General features: G+C 38.8%; 22 protein-coding genes and 1 other annotated feature. Of the genes, 8 read left to right on the forward strand and 14 right to left on the reverse strand.

All coding sequences use genetic code 11. The features are described from left to right. Position 1: 1 nt before the first annotated feature. Positions 2-499 carry a hypothetical protein gene (locus ACOMCU_RS17565; RefSeq protein ID WP_421050880.1) on the forward strand — a complete coding sequence of 166 codons (498 nt, stop codon included), beginning with the start codon at positions 2-4 and terminating at the stop codon, positions 497-499. A 202-nt stretch (positions 500-701) separates the two neighbouring features. Here ACOMCU_RS17565 and ACOMCU_RS17570 read toward each other — a convergent pair whose 3' ends face one another. The 9 genes from ACOMCU_RS17570 to ACOMCU_RS17610 form a co-directional block, all read right to left on the reverse strand. Continuing rightward, on the reverse strand, positions 702-1280 hold the full coding sequence (locus ACOMCU_RS17570; RefSeq protein ID WP_010859831.1) for an anthranilate synthase component II: 579 nt from the start codon (positions 1278-1280) through the stop codon (positions 702-704). Continuing rightward, positions 1277-2662, reverse strand: a complete 1386-nt coding sequence (trpE, locus tag ACOMCU_RS17575) for an anthranilate synthase component I (RefSeq protein ID WP_421050881.1) — start codon at positions 2660-2662, stop codon at positions 1277-1279. The genes ACOMCU_RS17570 and trpE overlap by 4 nt, the downstream gene beginning before the upstream one ends. A gap of 519 nt (positions 2663-3181) precedes the next feature. After that, positions 3182-3387, reverse strand: a binding site (T-box leader). A 39-nt stretch (positions 3388-3426) separates the two neighbouring features. Beyond that, complete coding sequence (locus ACOMCU_RS17580) at positions 3427-4497, reverse strand: mechanosensitive ion channel family protein (RefSeq protein ID WP_010859834.1); 1071 nt, start codon at positions 4495-4497, stop codon at positions 3427-3429. 76 nt (positions 4498-4573) lie between these two features. Continuing rightward, on the reverse strand, positions 4574-5446 hold the full coding sequence (locus tag ACOMCU_RS17585) for a hypothetical protein (protein ID WP_010859835.1): 873 nt from the start codon (positions 5444-5446) through the stop codon (positions 4574-4576). 187 nt (positions 5447-5633) lie between these two features. Next, positions 5634-6293: a phosphate signaling complex protein PhoU gene (phoU, locus tag ACOMCU_RS17590; protein ID WP_010859836.1), complete on the reverse strand. Its 660-nt coding sequence runs from the start codon at positions 6291-6293 to the stop codon at positions 5634-5636. A 13-nt stretch (positions 6294-6306) separates the two neighbouring features. After that, the gene (pstB, locus tag ACOMCU_RS17595; protein WP_219362986.1) at positions 6307-7098 is read right to left on the reverse strand and encodes a phosphate ABC transporter ATP-binding protein PstB; all 792 of its coding nucleotides are present in this window, start codon (positions 7096-7098) and stop codon (positions 6307-6309) included. A gap of 54 nt (positions 7099-7152) precedes the next feature. Next, positions 7153-8031 carry a phosphate ABC transporter permease PstA gene (gene pstA / locus ACOMCU_RS17600; RefSeq protein WP_219362916.1) on the reverse strand — a complete coding sequence of 293 codons (879 nt, stop codon included), beginning with the start codon at positions 8029-8031 and terminating at the stop codon, positions 7153-7155. A gap of 1 nt (position 8032) precedes the next feature. Next, positions 8033-8980, reverse strand: a complete 948-nt coding sequence (gene pstC / locus ACOMCU_RS17605; protein ID WP_421050883.1) for a phosphate ABC transporter permease subunit PstC — start codon at positions 8978-8980, stop codon at positions 8033-8035. Between the two features lie 64 nt (positions 8981-9044). Continuing rightward, positions 9045-10022: a PstS family phosphate ABC transporter substrate-binding protein gene (locus tag ACOMCU_RS17610; RefSeq protein WP_010859840.1), complete on the reverse strand. Its 978-nt coding sequence runs from the start codon at positions 10020-10022 to the stop codon at positions 9045-9047. Positions 10023-10253: 231 nt separating this feature from the next. On the opposite strand from ACOMCU_RS17610, the gene ACOMCU_RS17615 reads away from it, so the two are divergent. Continuing rightward, entirely contained in the window at positions 10254-10448 is a 195-nt protein-coding gene (locus ACOMCU_RS17615; RefSeq protein WP_010859841.1) for a hypothetical protein, read from the forward strand. Positions 10449-10640: 192 nt separating this feature from the next. On the opposite strand, the gene ACOMCU_RS17620 is transcribed toward ACOMCU_RS17615, so the two are convergent. The 4 genes from ACOMCU_RS17620 to ACOMCU_RS17635 all read right to left on the reverse strand — a co-directional run bounded on the left by ACOMCU_RS17620 (position 10641) and on the right by ACOMCU_RS17635 (position 16140). Further along, positions 10641-12845, reverse strand: a complete 2205-nt coding sequence (locus tag ACOMCU_RS17620) for a peptidoglycan D,D-transpeptidase FtsI family protein (RefSeq protein ID WP_421050885.1) — start codon at positions 12843-12845, stop codon at positions 10641-10643. A 282-nt stretch (positions 12846-13127) separates the two neighbouring features. Then, a complete protein-coding gene (locus ACOMCU_RS17625; protein WP_421050887.1) occupies positions 13128-13733 on the reverse strand; it encodes a superoxide dismutase in 606 nt (201 codons plus the stop codon). A gap of 229 nt (positions 13734-13962) precedes the next feature. After that, a complete protein-coding gene (locus ACOMCU_RS17630; protein ID WP_421050888.1) occupies positions 13963-14442 on the reverse strand; it encodes a DUF456 domain-containing protein in 480 nt (159 codons plus the stop codon). A gap of 66 nt (positions 14443-14508) precedes the next feature. Beyond that, positions 14509-16140 (reverse strand): Na/Pi cotransporter family protein, encoded by a 1632-nt coding sequence (locus ACOMCU_RS17635; protein WP_421050890.1) that lies wholly within the window; start codon positions 16138-16140, stop codon positions 14509-14511. Positions 16141-16334: 194 nt separating this feature from the next. Between ACOMCU_RS17635 and ACOMCU_RS17640 the strand changes: the two genes are divergently transcribed. From ACOMCU_RS17640 to ACOMCU_RS17655, 4 genes are all read left to right on the forward strand, one after another. Further along, positions 16335-16844: a DUF1189 family protein gene (locus ACOMCU_RS17640; protein WP_421050891.1), complete on the forward strand. Its 510-nt coding sequence runs from the start codon at positions 16335-16337 to the stop codon at positions 16842-16844. Positions 16845-16896: 52 nt separating this feature from the next. Then, positions 16897-17241, forward strand: coding sequence for a hypothetical protein (locus ACOMCU_RS17645; RefSeq protein WP_421050892.1), 345 nt, complete (start codon positions 16897-16899; stop codon positions 17239-17241). Positions 17242-17337: 96 nt separating this feature from the next. Beyond that, complete coding sequence (gene ispG, locus ACOMCU_RS17650) at positions 17338-18453, forward strand: flavodoxin-dependent (E)-4-hydroxy-3-methylbut-2-enyl-diphosphate synthase (RefSeq protein ID WP_010859848.1); 1116 nt, start codon at positions 17338-17340, stop codon at positions 18451-18453. Positions 18454-18465: 12 nt separating this feature from the next. Then, a complete protein-coding gene (locus ACOMCU_RS17655) occupies positions 18466-19050 on the forward strand; it encodes a 5' nucleotidase, NT5C type (protein WP_421050893.1) in 585 nt (194 codons plus the stop codon). A 216-nt stretch (positions 19051-19266) separates the two neighbouring features. Here the strand turns inward: ACOMCU_RS17655 and ACOMCU_RS17660 are convergent, their stop codons facing one another. After that, a complete protein-coding gene (locus tag ACOMCU_RS17660) occupies positions 19267-19395 on the reverse strand; it encodes a hypothetical protein (RefSeq protein ID WP_010859850.1) in 129 nt (42 codons plus the stop codon). Between the two features lie 211 nt (positions 19396-19606). Between ACOMCU_RS17660 and ACOMCU_RS17665 the strand changes: the two genes are divergently transcribed. After that, positions 19607-20092: a hypothetical protein gene (locus tag ACOMCU_RS17665; RefSeq protein ID WP_421050909.1), complete on the forward strand. Its 486-nt coding sequence runs from the start codon at positions 19607-19609 to the stop codon at positions 20090-20092. 151 nt (positions 20093-20243) lie between these two features. Next, positions 20244-21434, forward strand: coding sequence for a YbfB/YjiJ family MFS transporter (locus ACOMCU_RS17670; protein ID WP_421050895.1), 1191 nt, complete (start codon positions 20244-20246; stop codon positions 21432-21434). The last annotated feature ends 60 nt before the right edge of the window (positions 21435-21494 follow it).

Raw genomic sequence — 21494 nt, forward strand, 5'->3', positions numbered from 1 at the left:
TGTGAATAAATCCGCTATCCGTGCATTTGGAATTGCACTTTTTCTAGTAGGGGCATTGCTTGCATTGGCCCAGCGTTTTGATGTCAATATTGGCTTTCCCACTGTAACCTCCACTACAGATAAGAACGTAGAGGTACTACAAAAGAAACTGGATCTGGCAAATAAAAAACTTGCTTCGTTAAAAGAACAGACCACTGATCCTACTACAGCCAACAAGACGGCCGATAATGATACGCCAGAAGAAACAAACGAAGGCGACATTGAGACAGATAGCCCAACAGATGAAGCAACGATGACACTTCAGCTATATAGTGGTATTACCCCCTATATCGTGGCACAGAAGCTTGAAGATGGGGGCATTATTTCGAATAGCGTAGAGATGGAGCTCCTACTTGCAAATGCTAAATATGCTCGTAGTTTACAAATTGGCGCTTACGAAGTGAACTCTTCAATGTCTTTAGAGGAAATTGCAAAACTTATTACCGGTAAGAAGCAATAAGCCACAGCTTATATAAAGTGAAACTTCAATCCGTGGGGCTTCCTGGCCGTTCATGCGGGATACAGTGAAGGTGACATTCCGTAGGATCAATTGATTATCGTCATCGATATACACGAAAGCTGATAAAAAATCTTTTTCTAATTCTACACGAAAAGGCTGTTAACAAAAATCAGAAACAACTGATTTTTGTAACAGCCTTCTTTTATGCCATTTGCACTTGCTCTAAAAACGCCTGCACCATATCACTGCCCTTTTGGGTGCCAATTGATTCTGGATGGAATTGTAACCCGTATATCGGATATTGCTTATGTTGAATCGCCATAATTTCTGCATCATCACTTGAAGTTGCCGTAATGATAAAATCTCCATGTAAAGTGCTCGGCTCAATTATCAACGAATGATAGCGCATCACTTCAAGTTCACCGTCTAAATGAGCGAACAAGCCTGTTTTGCTATAGTGTAAGGTAGACAACTTCCCATGCATAATATGGGTTGCTTGCACAATGTTACTGCCAAACGCCTGCCCAATCGATTGATGACCAAGGCAAATACCCAAAATCGGAAACTTCGTATAAAGCTCTTTCACCACATCTACTGTAATTCCTGCTTGATCTGGCGTACCAGGACCAGGTGATAAAATGATTGCTTCTGGTTGCAATGCCTCAATTTCTTTAATCGTTAGTTCATCGTTTCGTACTACCTTCACTTCTTTGCCCAGCATACTTACCTGCTGATATAAATTGTAAGTGAATGAATCATAGTTATCGATCAGTAAAATCATTTTTTCACCTCCAGTAGCGCGCGCGCTTTATTGAGTGTTTCTTCATATTCGGATAAAGGGACCGAATCATAGACAATACCGGCCCCCGCCTGTACATGAGCACGGTCATCTTTGATAACCATTGTTCGAATTGCAAGGGCTAAATCCATATCCCCTGTTGAAGAGATATAACCAACCGCTCCTGCATAAACGCCACGCTTTACAGGTTCCATCTCATTTATCAGCTGCATAGCACGGATTTTCGGTGCCCCTGATACTGTACCAGCTGGCAAACAAGCGCTCAGCACATCCAACACATGCACCTCATCGTGTAGTTCGCCGATGACCTCTGATACAATATGCATCACATATTTATAACGCTCTATGTTCATATATTTAGTCAACTTCACTGAACCCACTTTGGTTATACGTCCAATATCGTTGCGACCTAAATCTACCAGCATACGATGCTCTGCAATTTCTTTTTCGTCGTTTAGCAAGTCATCTGCAATTAACTCATCTTGCTCAAGCGTTTTCCCACGCGGCTTCGTGCCTGCAATAGGATTCGTTGTCACCTTTCGATTCTTAACCTTTACTAGACTTTCAGGAGAAGTGCCTAAAATGATATATGCTCCATAATCCATATAAAACATATACGGTGATGGATTTGATGTTCTCAACTGACGATATAAGGCAAAGGGATTTCCTGTAAATGGTGACGAAAAGCGTTGAGATAACACAATTTGGAAAATATCACCCTTCTTAATATGCTGTTTGGCACGTTCTACCATGGCAACAAATTCTTCTTTGGGTATCATGGGCTGAAAGTTTAAAGCGCCTAACGCCATCTCTCCAAACGTTGCACCAGCATGAAGTTGCGCCTCCATTTCATCAATAATTGCTTCCATCATTTTTAGGGAGCGCCCCTCTTCAAATAAATCGATTGCTGCTAACGTAATCTCTTGCTTTAAATGATCAAAGACAATAAAAGTATCATAGAAAAAAACATGTACATCTGGCATCTTTAAATCATCATGCAAATATTCACCAATGTTCTCTGCATAAAACGCTGTTTCATAACCAAAGAAACCAATTGCTCCTCCGAAAAAGGCAAATGGATAGTCTGCCTTATGGAAAGGCATCACCTGCTTAAATTTCGCAAGTACACTTCCGCTTGACTTTTCCATATCTTTGTCCTTAGTAAATGTATAGCCAGTTTTATCCCCAACAAGCTCTGCAACTGGATTGACCGCAATAAAGGAATAACGCCCACTTTCCTCGTGCTTGGCCGACGATTCGAATAGCATCTTATGTTTTCCCGCTAGCGATTGATACACCGAAATTGGCGTCATCATATCCCCTTGTAATACCTTCATGGCAAATTTTCTAAGCTCAACTGTCATACACTTTCTCTCCTTCGCTATGCTATACTCTGCTCTGCTACACCAAAAAAATTCGGTATGTTTTACGCCTCGTAGTATTGTCACTGACGCTTTGCTTGCGCGCAGATAAACAATACGTCCGGATTTTGAATTGAGCTAAGACCTGCATGTGCAAGTCAGTTAGTCATTCTCACAAGGATGCGAGGAATTTAGGGTAACATTCACCTTAATTTCAAAATCCGTGATATCTACCAGAGGCTTTCTTTATGCAGTCAGCATTAATTGCTCACTGCATAAAGCTACAAACCCATTCATCTTAGGGCTGTCTAAAAGTCCTTCTAACAATAATGCTCGTCTTTCTTAATGGTAAAAATGCGCTTCACTCAGGAGTTTATGCGGATTTTTACCTTAGTATCAAAAAATAGGATACCTCCAAGCATGTTGTTTTTACTTTTGGGACAACCTCGGTCTTCTGTGGTTGTTGCTGCACTTTTTCCACAAAAAACTTTTGTAAATGAATATAAAAAGGCCTTTCCATCACAAAAGGACGGAAAAGCCGTGGTGCCACCTTCATTGGTCTTATTAAGACCCACTCTAAGCCCTGTAACGTAGGCAAACGCTAATCCATACTATTTTCAGGATTAGAGCTCCGAAGTCCATTCACCATTCATTTGTACTAGCTCTCACCAACCGCTAGCTCTCTATAACAAATTATAATAGCTACTACTCTTCATCAAAGCTGATTATTTGTGTATATTGTAAAACATAGCGTCGAACAATTCAAATTATTTTTCTTTAGCCAGCCAATGATCATCTGTTGGTTCTGCCAAGTCAATATCATGTTCTTGCAATATTTGTCGAATTGCAAAAAGTATATCTTGTCTTACACGCAACAAAACACCTGTATCGTTTGTTGCCACAAAAAATCGCACAAGAACACGGTAGGAAGCTGGACGGAATTCATCAATAAATACATGAATCATATCTTTCTCCGTATTATCATGTAAATAAATCTGCTGATGAATCGCACTTAATGCGCTGCGCAGTTTTTCTTCTTCGTTTTCAAGCGCTACATATAGAAATTGTTCACATTTTCGTTTTTCACGTTTCGATAAATTATATAGTGGGCGATTGACTAAATATGAGTTTGGTACATAAACCAGTCCTTTATCGCCAGTTTGAATAAGCGTACTACGAAGGTTAATATCTTCAATTATCCCTTCAATCTTTTGATCTTCTGTAGCTACCCAATCGCCAATTTGAAACGGATTGTCGAGTGCAACCGACATTCCTCCAAATACATGCGCCAATGTATCACGAATCCCAAACGCAATGGCTACACCCGTTAAGCCAATTCCCGTTAAAAAGCCATTCAAGTTAAAATCCCAAAGAGAAGCAATCGTGAACATTGCTAAAATCATTATTAGTACTTTACCAATGCGTAGGAAGAACGGCAAAAGAACATTTTGCTCCTCATCATTATTAATAGTCAAAGGTTGCTTTGTATAATAATGTAATACATCATACACACCTTTAAAGGCAAAAAACACCATAATGGACAACACAAAATTCTTTGTTGCCACATCTGTAAATAAAGATACTTCTAGTAACCTCGATAAACTAATAACAATAACCGCTGACATGAAGGCATAACGTATCGCCTTATTAAATTGTTCTAGTACGGTTGCTTGAAAGTAACGCTGTCTTTTTCTTAAAAACGCAACGATGACCGTAATTATTTTTTTCAGCACGAACTGTTGCAATAACCACCCAATTAAACATAGTGAAATGGCAATGATTATGTCCATCCAAGTCGGTGCTACTACATTTGGTAATAACCATTTCAATAAATCCATGTAATTCTCCTTTTCTTACCTATGTAAATTTACATAAAATAAGCCGACCAAAATCCGTCTGGTCAGCTCCACGTGTCTATTGAATAGCATCATCCGCAAAAAAAGCTCTATTCGCAAACCAAAATTGTTGCTCGTTAAAATTTTGCTCCTGCATGGCAATCACAGAAAAATCAGCATGATAGTGATGCTTCATATCCTCTAATATTGCTTTCGCACGCTTTCCTAATAAATGTTGACCATCAACAGGATTACCTTCGGTGAAAATGATGATATCCGCTTCTGTACATTGCTGATTTTCTTGTAGTAAACCTTTAACAAACTGTAACACAGGCAAAATTGCTGCTTTCCCTTTTGCCTTATATTCTATAAAATCCTTAAAATCTGATAAATTCAAATGGCCATTTTCAAATCGATAATGGACATGAATTTGGCAATCATATGGCACGATATATAAATCCCGCTGCTCACGATGAGCACTCATAAATAACGGTAGGATCATACTCTTGCAAAGCTCGGAATAGACCTCCATTCCCGTTGTTTGCTCAAGACAAATAATCATGGGCCCAGGCTCTTTTTTATATTCAGCAAATGGAACATAGTAGATATTTCCTTTTTTTGTAGTATGATGCTTCAATTGTAGACGTTGTGCCTCCTGCCATTTTCGTTCATAATACAAACGCTGCTCTTTCCCATTCGCTTGCCGTTCAGCCTGCTCAATAGCAGGGATATTTTCTCGAATTTCACGCATGGCATCAGCTAACTCAAGTGCAAATGCTGCCATATTTCGTAAGGTCTCACTCTTGTAAAAATATTCTATAAAAAAATGTTGTTCCTTGTCACTTAACTCCTCTAGATGTAAGTGTTCATATAAAAAACACAAGTATTCGCGTTGTTCAGGTGTGATATCTAGTTCAAATTTCTCTATAAGTGTTTCTACAGCATCTTTCACGAAGCAGCACCTCCTTAGCACATACTTTTTGGATAATGTCTATAGTATAACCAATTTTATTTTTTGACAATACAAATTCATTCCGCAATATTTGACGCTTTACGGAGGGCAATGTTGCTGATATTGCGGAATTTTTCACCACATTAACAAAAAAAGAGAATGGCTTCATCCGCCCTTCTCTTCTTCATTAATTATTCAGTTCATAATGTTTACCTTTAATTAAGTAAAATAAGTGCTCAGCAATGTTTGTTGCATGGTCAGCTGACCGTTCTAAATAACGGCAGACAAAAGTTAAATGCGTAATCTGATGAATATGAGTAGGATTATCAGCACCTGCACGAAGCAACAGTGTCACTGTCGCACCATATAAATCATCTACATAATCATCAAGCTCTGCAATTTCTTTTGCACTTACAGTATCTTCTTCAGTAAAGGCTTTGATGATACTTTCAAGCATTTCAACCGTTTTTTGGCACATTGTCTGTAAATTTGTTGTTGGAAAGATAAGTGGCTCTTTCCCAAGGCGAATTGTCTCCTTGGCAATATTGACAGCATAATCTCCGACTCTTTCCATATCCGATGCCGCTTTCACTAGTACCATGAGGCGGCGTAAATCTGTGGCTACTGGTTGTTGCTTGGCAATCATTAAAATTACCCGGTCATTTATTTCTTCCTCTAAACGATTAATGATTAGATCATCTTCGAGAATCTTCAAGGACTTCTCTAAATCCTGCTCCAATAATGCATCAAAAGCTATTTTTAAAGCATGAATACTGCTACTTGCAATTTCTACAAATTGCGCTTGAATTTCTTTTAACTCCTGCTCAAAGCGTTCACGTACTACCATCTATCGTTCCTCCTTAGCCGAAGCGTCCTGAAATGTAATCTTCTGTCCGTTGATCTGCAGGTGTTTGGAAAATCACATCCGTCTTATCGTATTCGATGACTTCGCCGCTTAGGAAGAATGCAGTACGGTCTGAAATACGCGCTGCTTGTTGCATATTGTGTGTGACGATAATAATCGAATAATCTTTTTTCAGCTCTTGTACCAATTCTTCAACCTTTAATGTAGAAATGGGATCAAGTGCAGATGTAGGCTCATCCATTAAAATGACATCCGGTTCGATTGCTAAACAACGCGCAATACAGATTCGTTGCTGTTGACCACCTGAAAGGCCATATGCATTTTGATTTAAGCGGTCTTTTACCTCATCCCAAATAGCCGCACCACGCAATGATTTTTCAACAATTTCATCCAGAATTTTTTTGTTTTTTATGCCATGTATCCGCGGACCATAGGCGATATTATCATAAATAGATTTTGGGAATGGGTTTGGCTTTTGGAAGACCATCCCTACATGCGTACGTAATTCTTCTACCGTATAGTTTTTATCTAAAATATTGCGCTCACGATATAAAATTTCACCAGATGTACGAACGATTGGCACTAACTCTACCATTCTATTTAACGTTTTTAAATATGTCGATTTCCCACATCCAGAAGGGCCAATTATTGCTGTTACTTCGTTCTCATAAATGCTTAAATTGACATCTTTTAAGCCATGGTGATCACCATACCATAAATTTAAGTTGCGTGTATCATACACCATTTTTTTTGCTACTTCTATAGTAGGCTTTGCGCCTGTATGAATCGATTTGACGACTGATTTTTCCTCTTTAAAATCTAGTACCATAAGGTCACCTCATTAATAACGTTTTTGGAATTTATTTCGAATAAAAATCGCGATAGAGTTCATTAGTAAAAGTACTGTCATCAGTACTAAAATACCGGCCGATGCTACATATTGAAATGCCTCTTGTGGACGTTTTGCCCAATCATAAATTTGCATTGGTAGCGCTGTAAACTGACTTAGTAAATTATCTGGTAAAAACTGTAGAATAACAGGAATTCCAATAACCACAAGTGGAGCTGTTTCACCAATTGCACGAGACAAAGCCAAAATACTACCTGTTAAAATCCCTGGTATTGCTGCTGGAAGAACGACACGTAAAATCGTTTGCCATTTTGTTGCCCCCATACCGTAAGAAGCTTCACGTTGTTCACTCGGTACAGCGCGAATGGCTTCCTGTGCAGCAACTATAATAACCGGTAAAATTAGTAAGCTCATAGTGAAACCGGCTGCTAAAATACTTTTACCAAGTTCCATCATACGAACAAAAATCGTTAAGCCTAGTAAACCAAAAACAATGGAAGGTACGCCCGCTAAATTTGAGATATTCATACGAATAAAGTCATTTAGTCTATTTTTCTTCGCGTATTCTTCTAAATAAATTGCTGTACCCACACCTAAAATAATTGAGACAGGTGCGACAACCCCCATGAGCCAAAGTGAACCGACTAATGCCGCTTTAATTCCCGCTTTATCTGCAAAACGTGAAGCGAAGTTTGTTAAGAAATCGAAATTTAAATAGTCAATACCTTGCGTCACAATACGGTACATCAATATAGCCAGCATTACTAATGCAAATGTAGTGGCTAAGAAGAACAAGGTTTTCCAGACTTTATTGAACATAATACGCTTCGTCATTCGTTTCATGACGACTGAGTCATCGATATAGCGCATGCTAGTAAACCTCCCTGAAGCGTTTCGAAATATAATGAGCGAGTAAATTCATCACTAATGTAAAGATAAATAATGTGAAACCTACTGAGTAAATCGAATAATAAATTGTCGTTCCATAGCCGGCGTCACCCGTTGAAACCTGCACAATATATGCCGTCATCGTTTGAATAGAGTCCGTGACGTCCAAATCAAATTTCGGTGTAGAACCTCCTGCAAGCGAGACAATCATCGTCTCCCCAATTGCCCGGGAAATAGCGAGGACAACTGATGCTATAATACCTGATAGTGCCGCAGGTAATACTACTTTAATGGCTACTTCAAACTTTGTAGCACCGAGGGCCAATGCACCTTCTCGCATACTATTGGGTACGGATGACATGGCATCTTCTGAAAGTGAAGTGATCATCGGTAAGATCATGATTCCAACAACAATCCCTGGACTAAGTGCATTAAAAAGTTTTAACCCTGGCATAATTTGTTGTAACATCGGTGTGACAAACGTCAGAGCGAAGAAACCATAAACAATTGTTGGTACCCCTGCTAAAACTTCTAATATAGGTTTAACAATACGTCTTGTTTTCTCATTCGCATATTCACTTAAATAAATAGCAGATGCAATCCCAAATGGTACTGCTACAACAACTGCGATAAGCGTGACTTTCAACGTTCCTGCAATAAGTGGTAGAATCCCAAACAACGGTTCCTTCCCTGAAAACGGTAGCCACTGTGTACCAAATAGGAAATCCGTAATCGAAACACGTTTGAAAAACTCAAACGTTTCAAAAATAAGGGTGAAAACAATGCCAAATGTCGTCAAAATAGAGATAAGGGCTGCAGAAAATAATAGAGCTGGCATTGCTTTTTCCACTATTTTCTTCGTTTTTTGATTGCGTGAATTCGCAATTAATTGCTGCACAGATGTTGTCTTATTTTCTTTTTGAGAAACCATTGGGTGCTCCTTTCAAGTAAGCGAGGGAAAGAGCATACATCTCTTTCCCTCCATGCATGTCTACTTATTTTAAGCCTTCTAAAGTTTTTAAACCTTCAGCATATTTTTCTTCAGGTAAGCGGACATAACCTACTGCTTCAGCCATGTCGCCTGAATTTTCAAGTGTGAATTTCATGAAATCGTATGCTGCTGCGTTATCTTTAATTGCACTATTTTTTACATATGTGAACAATGGACGTGAAAGTGGTGCGTATTTACCAGTTTCAATCGTTTCATTTGTAGGTTCTACTCCATTTACTTTCACAATGTTTAATTTGTCTTTATTTTCTAGGTAGTACGCGTAGCCGAAGAATCCGATTGCGTTTTTGTCACCTGATACACCCTGTACTAGCATGTTATCATCCTCTGATAATGTTGCAGAACTTACTAGATCCGCTCCATCTAAGATTACTTCGTCAAAATAGTCATACGTCCCAGAGTCTGTACCTGGAGAATAGAATACGATTTTTTCTGCTGGCCATGATGGATCTATATCAGACCACTTCTTCTCTTTACCATCTTCAATCCAGATTTGTTTTAATTGCTCTACTGTTAAATCTTTAGCCCAGTCATTCTCAGGATTCACTACTACTGATAAACCGTCATATGCTAAAGCTAGCTCTGTATAAGCAATACCTGCTTCTTCTAGTTTCGCTTTCTCTTCATCTTTTATATAACGAGATGCATTTGAAAAGTCTGTCTCCCCTGCGATGAATTTTTCAAAGCCACCACCAGTTCCAGAAACACCTACTGATACTTTGACATCCGGTTGTGCACCTGCATACTCTTCTACAACTGCTTCAATAATCGGTGCTACAGTTGAAGAACCATCTCCAGCTACAGAACCTTGCAGTTTTTCGTCAGTAGCATCTTGTCCTGAACTTGCTGGTGCATTAGTTTCTGCATTGTTACCATTTTGAGTAGAGTTGTCACTACCACATGCACCTAGCATTAATGCTGAACCCATTACCGCTGTCATCGTTAAGTACTTCCACTTTTTCATCTCATTTGCCTCCGTCACTAACTTTTTTATAGTTGTTTACCTTACAATCTTTACTATAAAGACTGATTGTTGAAGTCGTATAAACCGTTCGTAAAAGAGACGTAAAGGAATGTAATTGTTTGTAAACGATTGTAAAGACACATTTACAATTGAGAAAACTTGCTTCCTCTATGAAAGATGCTATAATTAGCAATTGTGTGTCAGAAAATAATACAAGAGGGGTTTAACTTTGTGATAAAACATGCAAAAGTACAAAATGCCGATTACTTTAAAACGTATTTAACACTTATAATGCATCATCGGGAGTTTTCTTTACAGGAGGCTGTTGATTTTATGGTCCAGTCTTATTTCTGTAATAATATAGAGCTTTATGGTACAAAACCAAAGCAACAATTTGAATTAGCTGTACAACAACTATCTGCTTAATGCAAAATCGACTGCCTCTACTAGGAGAGACAGTCGATTTTTTTATAGTACTGTTGAATGGTTGTATCCATCATTTTAATGATTTTATCCGTCACTTTTCACTTTTTATCCATCACTTTAATGATTTTATCCGCCTAGCCACTCAATGGAAGAGTAAAACCGCTAGGCATTTTTCATGCACTAGCGGTTTTGTTATTGTTGTTCATCTTCACCAATTTTTTCTTTTGTGATTGCTGGTAAAATTGGTGGCTCTACATTGCTATCATTAACTTTCGTAGAATCATACTTGTCTTTAAGTTCATAGTACTTATCTAAAGAACGTCTAGCAATTTCATTATTATGATCCAAATAAATTTTAAAGTTTGTTGTTACCCAAGGAATCAGAACGGCATAAGCAATTTCAGGATTTTCATATGGCGCATAGCCAACATGTGTTAAGTTAGTTGTCTCTGTACCGTAATGCTCTGTTAATGGTCCATAATAAACTACCTCAGCTGTACCCGTTTTCCCTGCAGCTGTATACGGTGCATTTGCAAATTGTTTTCGTGCAGAACCTTGATTACCTGTATAAACACGACGAAGCCCTTTTTTCACATAGTTAATTTCTTCTGCAGAATTATCAATGCTATTTAAAATCGTCGGGCCCACTTCAGTTACTAATTGGCCGAGCTTTTGACCATCTTTTGATGGCTCACGTACTTCTTTCACCACGTGTGGTTGAATGCGATAACCACCGTTCGCCACCGTTGAAATATATTGTGCTAATTGCATTGCAGTATACGTGTCGTACTGTCCAATGGCTAAGTCAAGTGTTTTACCGCCCATCGTTGGACCGGATGGACCCTGCACGCCACTAAATTCATTCGGTAAATCAATACCTGTTTTTACCCCTAAGCCAAATTGGGCATAAGAATTACGCATTTTTGAAAACGTATCGTCCCTTAAACGGAGCGGCATCATATAACTATAAGGCGTTCCATTAATAAGCAAGGCCGTTTTAAACATATATACGTTAGAAGAACGCTCAAGAGCGGTCAAACCATCCATAGATATATAGCCACCACGGTTAAAAATCGAGCTCTTTTTTGGCGTGCCGAGTAAATGAATTGGTTCGTCTCCTAATACAGTATTTGGTGTAATTACTCCTTGATTATAACCAGTAAGTAAAGTTGCAGCTTTGACAACTGATCCTGCCTCATAGGCTGTTGTGAATGAACCATATGCATAATCGACGATGATGTTTTTACCTGTTTCAGGATCTTTCTCAATTTTCTTACCGACCATTGATAAAATGTCCCCTGTATTCGGATTCATCATCACTAAGAAGGCACGGTCTAATAAATATGAGCCCGGTATCGCTTTTAATTTCAACAGCTCTTCTTCTACAATTTTCTCTGTCTCAGCCTGTAATTCGCTATCAAGCGTTAACACTAAGTCCTTACCAGGCTCGCCCTCGTACGTTGTAATCGTATCGACCACTTGCCCTTTTTTATTGGTAATATTTTTGACAACTGTTTTTTGTCCTTGTAAAAGCTCTTCGTACTGCGCTTCAATATAACTTTCTCCAACACGATCATTACGTGAGTAATCACGCGCTAAATAATAGTTCAGCTTCTCTTTAGGTATCCCTTTCGTTGGTAGCGTTGTACGCCCTAAAATAGAAAGTGATGATAATTTGACACGCTTCCAGTCTGTCGTCGTATTGACCCCTGGTAATTCTGTTAATCGTTCTGAGACACGAGCAAATTCATCGGCTGAAACATTTTCACTCTTAATGATTTGCGGCGATAAATTATAGCCAGATGCCATTTCTCGATAAATCGCCAACACTTCTAAATCCGCCTCTGTAAGTTGCGCTAATTCTTCATCTGTAATTCGCTCGCGTACAATTCTATCAATCTCAGCATTGATTTGACTTGTCGTAATATTTTCTTGCGTTTTAATTTTCGCTTGTTCTTTATCTGTTATCTTCTCATAGGCAGCATCGTGATTTTTTAGAATCCAAAAATCCTTCTTATCACGTAATGTAACACGTTTTGTTGGTTGTTCAATCAATTGCGCCAGATCCTCGGCAATTTTCAGCATATCATCCGTTTTTGTCGTCTGCATTTTCGTATACGTAATCGCATTTTCAGGCTGATTGTCGACCAAAATACGGCCATAACGGTCATACATGCGGCCCCTCGGCACACTTGTATTTACAGGAACTTCCTCTGTACGCTCTAAAATACGTACATAATCTTCTCCTTTTACAATTTGCATATAACCAAGCCTAAAAATTAACATTGAAAATATGATAAATATAGCAAAGAAAAGGACATTCATCCGAAATGTTAAATTGGAATGATGCTTAGCTTTAACACTCGCCGCGCGATTTTTTCCAGGTGCTTTGCGCATATGTATTCCCCTCCTCCTCTAATTACTGTTTAAATACACGATACTAAGTATACCATCCGAAGTACCGACAGAAAAGCATACTCTTGAGTAAAGCTCCATTTTATTTGACGGCACTTTCATTAGAAAAGTTTCTTACATTTGTAATTTTGGGGGATAAATCACAAAAAGTACTCGATAAAATTTAAAATCTGGGCGATAAATCAACGAAAGTTCTCGATAAAATCAAAAAAAGCTATGCCACAGTGAAAACTCACCCTTGGCATAGCTCATTATTAAGTATTATTATTTTGCAGCTTGGAATTTAGCTTCTACTACATCCCAGTTTACTACGTTCCAGAAAGCACCGATGTAGTCTGGACGACGGTTTTGGTAGTTTAGGTAGTAAGCATGCTCCCAAACGTCTAATCCTAGAACTGGTGTTTTACCTTCCATTACTGGAGAGTCTTGGTTTGGTGTAGATGTAACTGCTACTGAGTCACCATCAACGATTAACCAAGCCCAGCCTGAACCGAAGCGAGTTGTTGCAGCTTTAGCAAATTCCTCTTTAAAAGCATCGAAAGAACCGTATTTAGCGTCGATTGCTTTTGCTACTTCACCAACTGGTGCGTTTGAACCGCCTGGAGCGATTAATTCCCAGAATAATGTATGGTTAGCATGTCCGCCACCATTGTTGCGTACAGCTGGTTGTTTGTCAGCTGGAAGTGCATCGATGTTAGCGATTAATGCATTAATATCTTTATCTGCAAATTCAGTGCCTTCAACTGCTGCGTTTAAATTTGTTACATAAGTATTGTGGTGTTTAGAATGGTGAATCTCCATTGTTTTAGCATCAATATGTGGTTCTAATGCGTCATATGCGTAAGTTAATTGTGGTAATTCGTAAGCCATTGTTAAGTTCCTCCCTAGATTAAAGAATAATTAGTACATACATAGATTATCAAAATTGGTCAAACCATTCAATGAAAAATATCTCAAATCCAAGATTTCAGCCTTTTGACTGAAAAACCAATTCGATTACTATCATACCCGCTCGCTGATTTTGTTAAACATCGGCTCAATTGTATTAGCGTATTAGCATTCAACGTTTGACTCCCTGGTATCTATGCATCTGTTAAAGTTAAATAGTTATAAAAAAAACAACAATCATTACGACTTGAATAACCCCTTTTACTACAGTTGATGTTAAAAAACCTATAAGTGAACCAATGCCACTTTTTACAGCTTCATTAACTGTACGTCGCTCCACTGCCAGCTCTGCAATAACAGCTCCTAAAAATGGACCGATTAATATCCCAGCAAAAGGAATAACGAATGGGCCAATTAATAAACCAATTGTACTGCCCCACATGCCCGCATTCGAGCCACCGAACTTTTTTATACCAAATGCATTTGCGACCATATCAGCTCCGAATAGTAATACAACAAATAATATTTCAATTGCCCAGAACCACCAGCTTAAATCAGCAAATGAGAAAAATAATCCATATAGTAAAAAACCACCTAATAGAAAGATTACACCAGGTATAATCGGGTACACGAGCCCAACAAAAGATACGATAAAGCAGGCAATGACCAATATCCATCCAACAACTTCCATAAAATTTCTCTCCTTTTGTCTCACATCGCCTTTTATACGTAGGGTACTATAAAAAGTTTCACAATTTTAATAACGAATACCTAAAATAGAATCTGCGATATTGACGGCATGATCGCCAATACGCTCTAAATTACTGACGATATCCGTGTAGACGATCCCCGCTGCACCGCTACATTCATTCGTATTTAAGCGCGCAATATGTTTTTGTCTTAGTTTATCCTCCATATCATCAATTAAACTTTCTAGCTCAGTGACTTCTTGCGCTAGACTAAGGCTGGCTGTATCAAGAGCCTCGATGCTTTTACGTACCGCTTCAATCGCTAGACTAAACATTCCTATTAAATCTTGGCGCGCTGATTTACTCAAACTTACCTCATGGTGATCCTTATACTGTAAAAGTTCTAAAATATTTTCGAAATGGTCACCAATCCGTTCAATATCCCGTACATTCGTTAACAGAGTATGATGACGAACCGAATCTGCACGAGACAGCGGTTGTTTAGACACCATCACGAGATAGTTGGTAATTTCTTTATCTAAATGATTGAGTGCTACTTCTAATTGTAAGACTGTCGGGATATGCTCTGCCTCACCTGTTTTCATATATAAAAAGGTTTCATCCAAACCACGTAATGCATGGTCGCCCATACGTAAAACCTCTTCTTTCGCCTGACCAAGTGCAATAGCTGGTGAAGAATCAATGAACGAAGGGTCCAGATGTTTTGTCGTAACATCTATATTGCCATCATGCCCTGGCAGTATTTTCGTAACTAGAATTGACAAGCCACCAATAAACGGTAATTGAATCAGCATATTAAAAATGTTAAACGAGCCATGTGCCACAGCTATTTGCATACGTGACTCTAAATGGAACAGTTCACTTATCCATTGGACATACTGCATAAAAGGTGCAAAAAACAACATAAAAATCACTGTTCCTATGACGTTAAATAGCACATGTGCCGCTGCTGCCCGCTTTGCATAAATAGAAGCACCAAACGATGCTAAAACTGCTGTAATAGTCGTGCCAATATTTTCGCCAAATAAGATGGGTAAGGCACTTTCCAAACCAATTAAATGTTCTGCATATAAGCCTTGTAATACTCCGACAGTTGCTGTAGAGCTTTGTACAAGCAACGTAAAAAGTGTACCAAGAAAAACGCCTAAAATAGGTTGGTCACTTAAAAGTACAGTTAATGAAGCAAAATCAGCTAATTGGTGAAGCATCTGCATACTTGTGCTCATAAGCTCAAGCCCTAAAAACAGACCACCGAAGCCAAATAAAACTTGACCAACATGGCGATATATTGCTCTTTTAAAGAAAAATAAAAATGCCGCTCCAATCGCGAGTAGCGGATAAAAATAAATACCAATATCAATGCCGATAATAAATGCTGTTAATGTCGTACCAATATTCGCACCCATTATTACGCCAATTGCTTGACGTAATGTTAAAAAGCCAGCACTAACTAGTCCAACTGTTATGACTGTCGTTGCAGAGCTCGACTGGATACAAACTGTCACAATAATTCCGACTAGTACACCCATGAACGGATTTGTCGTAAAACGATTCAACCATTCGCGCAGTCGATCATCTGCTGATTTTTGTAGACCTTCCCCCATTAATTTGATGGAAAATAAAAAGACCCCTAAACCGCCTAAAAATTGAAATAGTATGCTTTGCCAATCTATTGTCAATTGTATTCGCTCCAATTCCTACATCTCTACTACTCTATTTCTAATCATTAAATGAAAAAGCACAAAAAGTAAAGAAAACCTTTAACTTCTTTACATAATGTTAACATTTTAGCATTAGATTCACAGGCAATCGAATTCAATTCATACCTTGTCACAAATGAACATGGTAGAATAGCGATTGGAGGAGATATTTTATGAAACACTCACAACTATTTATTGATAGCCTGATTCATCCTAAAAAACTAGCTGCCTATCGTCTATTACCGATCGGAAAGGTTATTCAATACACCTTTCTACTAGTTAGCTTTGTTACAGTTTTCTCATTCGGCCGTTTCACAGCTGGGATGTCTATCGATACCTTTGATATTAGCGGAATGACGGAATACATAGAAGATATTAAATGGCTATTATATCCGGCAACACTCATCATGCTTTTTGTCTTTACTACCATGCTAATTTTTGCGCAAATCGCCATTTACGCCTTAGCAGGTCTGTTTATATTGAAAGTCATGAAACGCCGTGGTGAATACCGTCATATATGGCGCACAACAACGTTCGCTATTACTTGGGCGACTATCTTAAGTACCCTTTCAGAATACTTACCTACTAGCAATACGATTATCTCAATAATATCGCTACTCTTAACAATTACTCTATTAATCGTAGCCTTTACAAAATATCCAAAACAACCAATTGCAAAATAATATGCATGATTCCCCTCTCTTCTCAATATAGTGTAGAAAAGGAGGGGATTTTTTGCGAGCATTAATTTTAACAGCTATTATTGTACTTATCGTCTTTGTTGTGAAAATAGATTTAACGGAAGGGACATTACCACTCGCTGCTTTTTATCCTAAAGAAACAGCAAACGCCCTTTGTGAAGAACAACGAGAGCCAAATTATATCAGTGTACAAACCATTCAAGGTGATACTCTCCATAGCTTATTTGCACTACATCCTGCAAAAGTACCCATGACCTTTCCAGAAAGACTACAGCTCTTTTATGAATTAAACCCACATTTACAGTTACAGGCACTTGTTCCTGGCGAAAATATTAAGCTTCCGATGTCATTTGAATTCCACAACAAATGCAGAAAATGAAAAGTTAACGTTTCTTCCTTGTCCTTATTTTCTTACACTGCTAAAATAAATGACAGTGACGGCTGAAAGTAGTGGCCCGAAAAGGAGAGAAAGTTAATGAGTGAAATTTGTCACCGTTCAAAAACACGTCCTGTACGTGTCGGTAATTTAACAATAGGTGGTAGTAATGAATTATTCATTCAAAGTATGTGTACAACAAAAACACATGATGTCGAAGCAACAGTCGCAGAAATTCTTCGCCTAGAAGAAGCAGGCTGTCAGGTCGTTCGTGTCGCAGTGCCTGATGAGCGTGCAGCTGATGCGATTGCAGAAATCAAGAAACGTATCAATATTCCATTAGTAGCTGATATTCACTTTGACTATAAATTAGCATTAAAAGCGATTGAAAATGGTATCGATAAAGTTCGTATTAACCCAGGTAATATCGGGCGTAAAGAAAAAGTAGAAGCCGTTGTTAACGCAGCCAAAGCTAAAGGTATTCCCATTCGTATTGGTGTAAACGCTGGTTCGTTAGAGCGTCATATTTTAGAAAAATACGGTTACCCAACAGCAGACGGCATGGTGGAGTCTGCGCTACACCATATTAAAATTTTGGAAGACTTAGATTTCCATGATATTATCGTGTCGATGAAAGCATCAGACGTCAATTTAGCAATCGAGGCCTATGAAAAAGCTGCTAAAGCCTTTGATTATCCACTTCACCTCGGGATTACTGAATCAGGTACATTATTTGCAGGTACTGTAAAATCAGCTGCCGGCCTTGGGGCAATCTTGTCAAAAGGAATCGGGAACACGCTACGTATCTCCCTTTCCGCTGATCCTGTTGAAGAAGTAAAAGTAGCACGTGAACTATTAAAATCATTTGGTTTAGCCTCTAACATGGCTACACTTATTTCTTGCCCAACATGTGGTCGTATTGAAATTGACCTCATCTCTATTGCCAATGAAGTAGAAGAATACATTTCTACACTCAATGTACCGTTAAAAGTAGCAGTTCTTGGCTGTGCGGTAAACGGACCAGGTGAAGCACGCGAAGCAGATATCGGTATCGCTGGCGCACGTGGTGAAGGTTTGTTATTCATGAAGGGCAAAACAGTTCGTAAAGTACCTGAAAAAACTATGGTTGAAGAGCTGAAAAAAGAAATTGATAAATTGGCTACTGAAATGGCAGAAAAGCGCGCGGCTGAAGAAGCAGAAAAAGCGAACGCCTAAGGAGGTGCTAGCATGAAAAAGCCTCGTTTTGGTATCGATATTGATGGCACAGTGACCTGTCCGAGTACACTTATTCCACATATTAACAAGCAATATAATGTCAACATTACATTAGATGATGTGTGCGAATATGACTTTTTGTCTGCATTTCCACATCCTATAGACCGTCTGGCGTTCAATACATGGTTTAAAGCAAACGAGCCTTACATGTATGAAGTTTCAGAAGCCGCCAAAGATGCTAAAAACATTTTAAATGCTTGGCAAAATAACTATGAGTTGTATTACATTTCTGCACGTGGTGAGAATGTATCAGATATAACGTTGAATTGGTTTAAATCTCAAGCAATCCCGTACGATCACATCGAATTGATTGGTAGTCATGATAAGCTGGCAGCGGCAAAAAAGCATAACGTTGCTGCTTTCTTCGAAGATAAGCATGATAATGCCGTGATGCTAGCCGAAGAGTTAAAAATACCTGTTGTGTTATTCGATACACCCTATAATCGACTTGCAGTACCTGACAATGTCATGCGTGTCTATAACTGGCAAGAAGCCAATCAATTCATTACAAACTATTTTAAAGAACAGTTGCGCTAAAGTGCGCCCATACATCCACCAGCTGCTTGCTCGCGGGAAGCAATAGTAAGTACCCTATCTAAGGAAACGAGCGACCACGATAGCGTGTTAGCCTAGGCGACATCTACGTACGTAGTACTCAACAACTAAAAAATGAGATTTTCATAACAAAAAGAGTCGTGTTCACTTTGCTGAACATGACTCTTTTTAACTACGAACAAAAGGCCATTCAACAAATTAAACTTCCAGTATCCCCCGAACCCATCGATCAACAAAGCTTTCGAACGTAATACCATAGTTGTCGTATATTGCATGATACACAAAATAAGTTCCTAACCTTTCCAGTATTTCATCGTTAATCTTCATAACAAACAGCTCCTTTTCTTTGGAATTAAGTTACGAAGTTTTAAGACCTTCTACCTTTCCCTACCTGACATGGCCTACAAAACAAGAGTTTCACATAGCATCGTTGCAAAAACGACACAATCTCATCTCCTCATGCCCTTTTTTCATGTTTTCCTTTTCGCTAATATAGTAAATAACAACTTGCTTTCTGGAGGGATTACTTGTGAAATGGATGACCAAAGTTATTTGTATCATATGCCTCTCTACATTACTTGTAGGCTGTGGCGATCGACTAACCGAAATTAAAGATGCCGCATCTGGCATTTCCTCAGCAGCTGACTCAGCAGCTACTGCAGTTAGCCGTGATGTTCACGCGATCAGAGCGATTCCGATTGACTACAACGACAAAACATTTACTGTTAATGACTTATTTAAAACTATTTTACGTGACGTACGCTGGGATTATGACGCTAAGCACAACGAGCTACAAGTACATGGCACTTGGCAACCACCATTATTTTCTGAGCAAGGCTGGGACGATACTATACAGAAACAGCTTGCTGAAACTGGTTTGGTCACTGTTACATGCACGATTAAAGGCGATAAAATCGACCGTGCCCTCACCGAGTTAAAGCTTGTCTATAATAATGAAATAATGTACCAAATGAATGGCGAAGAGGCTCTTCATTATCTATATGATACATACTTACAAAAGTAAATTTCTTAGCTTTTCTAGCGATTATTTCGCCTAGAAGAGCTATTTTTATGTAATGGCCTACTACGTAAAGTTTAATTTCAATACCCCTCCCCTCTCATCTCCTATATACTAAAATAATAGCTTTATATTTTTTCACAAAGGGGTTTTGGCTATGAATAAAAAGCATGCTGGCGTTTTACTGGGGGGTGTCCTGTTGCTTGTCATTGCGATGGGCATCAGTCGTTTCGCGTTCACACCGATTTTACCGTTTATGCGGAGAGACGCGGGTTTCACACTAGAAACAGCTGGGTATTTAGCATCTAGCAATTATGTTGGCTATTTTTTGGGGGCTTTATGGGCAGGATTTTTGTTTAGACGTAAAAAATACTTATTATTAGTTAGTGTTATAGTGAATATCCTATCGGTTATTTGGATGGGTCTTACAGAGGCATTTTTTATATGGATGTTGTTGCGCTTTGTTGCAGGTGTTACAGGCGGACTTATTTTTGTCTTAACGTCCAGCATTATTATGGATTACCTAGCGCAGGTGATTTTAACAAAATGGTCTGGCTATTTATTTAGTGGGATTGGGCTTGGTATCGCCATTTCAGGCTTACTTGTGCCTTACTTAGAGCTTTCTTATACATGGAAAGGTGCATGGCTAGGACTTGGGTTTCTTTCACTTGTCTTTTTCTGTATCACCCTTGTCACATGGCGCAAGTTAACCATTCAAGATGGGGTAAAGAAAGTGTCTACGGCTAGCGGAAAGATGACAGCTGGTTTTATGCCATGGCTGATTGCTTCATATAGTTTAGAGGGGCTTGGCTATATTATAACGGGTACATTTTTAGTAGACATTATTCATAATATCCCTACATTATCAGCCTATTCTTCATATAGCTGGGTAGTGGTTGGTTTAGCTGCTGTGCCATCTGCCCCTGTATGGATTATGCTGTTATCGAAATATTCACCTGTAACCATATTATCGGTTGCATATGTGATGCAGGTTGTCGGCATTATTCTGCCAGTCTTTTCACAAACCGTTCCTAGCGTACTCATTTCAGCGTTTTTATTTGGTATGACCTTTGTTGGTATTGTAACGATGACCACATCCTATGCTAGACAAGTATTTCCTAGCCAGAGTAACGCAGTGGTTTCTGTGTTAACAACATTTTATGCATTCGGACAAATAATCGGACCGATTATTGCGGGTAAATTGGCCGCTTATTATGATAGCTATAAAGCAGCCTTACTTTTCGCTGGGATTATGGTTTTTGCAGCCCTTGTGATTATGCTCATCGGCCATTACAAAACACATGTACGTATGGACAGTCACAATAATGGTATATCCATCGAAACATAGAAGCTACGCTGTGCCATGTGCACAGCGTAGCTTCTATGTATTTACATATCAAAATTGGTA

The sequence above is a fragment of the Lysinibacillus sp. UGB7 genome, from assembly GCF_049058285.1.
Taxonomy (GTDB): domain Bacteria; phylum Bacillota; class Bacilli; order Bacillales_A; family Planococcaceae; genus Lysinibacillus; species Lysinibacillus sphaericus_B.